The following is a 780-nucleotide window of genomic DNA, read 5'->3' as shown; positions in this document are numbered from 1 at the left end:
CCTGTTTGAACCCTTTGTCACCAGTAAGCCACCGGGGCGGGGAACAGGCCTTGGGTTAGCGCTGGTTTACAGTATTATCGAAGAACACCTGGGCGCGATTCGAGTGGAGAGCCCGATCACCGAACAGGGCGGCACCCGGTTTATTATTCGGCTTCCCATGCACGCCCCGACATCCGGTGTGTAATGCGCCATTGAAAGACAGGACAGGATCAAGTCATTCATGAGTCACATTCTGATTGTTGAAGATGAGCCGGTAATTCGCGGCGCCCTGCGCAAGCTGCTGGTGCGCCACGAACATTCGGTTGAAGAAGCGGAATCCGTGGAGCAGGCCCGCGAGTACAGCCTCAATCAGTTCGACCTGATAATCAGCGACCTGCGCCTGCCCGGCGAACCCGGCACCACACTTATAGAAGCGGCCGGCATCACACCGGTGCTGATCATGACCAGTTATGCCAGCCTGCGCTCCGCAGTGGATGCCATGCGACAGGGCGCCGTGGACTACATCCCCAAACCCTTCGATCACGACGAAATGTTGCTCGCCGTGGATCGGGTATTGAAAGAAGGCCGCCTGAACCGGGGCAACCGGGCCCTGCGCCGGGACCTGGAACGCAGCTTCCCGGTACGCAACATGATCGGCAACAGCGCGGCCATGGAAGAGCTGAAACACCGCATTGGCCGCGTGGGACCGACCAACACCCCGGTGCTGATCATGGGCGAAGCCGGCACCGGCAAAGAGCTCACCGCCCGCGCCCTGCATGAGCACAGCGAGCGAGGCAATGG

Annotated in this window: 2 protein-coding genes; both read left to right on the top strand. The window is 60.4% G+C overall.

Features of this window, described 5'->3' with window-relative positions; translation table 11 throughout:
• The coding region (locus A3754_RS07330) for an ATP-binding protein (RefSeq protein WP_197468543.1) at positions 1 to 184 on the top strand (184 nt) is incomplete at its 5' end.
• Positions 185 to 220: 36 nt separating this feature from the next.
• Positions 221 to 780, top strand: a 560-nt coding sequence (locus tag A3754_RS07325; protein ID WP_156496886.1) for a sigma-54 dependent transcriptional regulator, incomplete at its 3' end; no start/stop codon positions are given.

It is taken from the genome of Alcanivorax sp. HI0083, from assembly GCF_001635175.1.
This window is presented reverse-complemented; position numbering and strand designations above follow the sequence as displayed.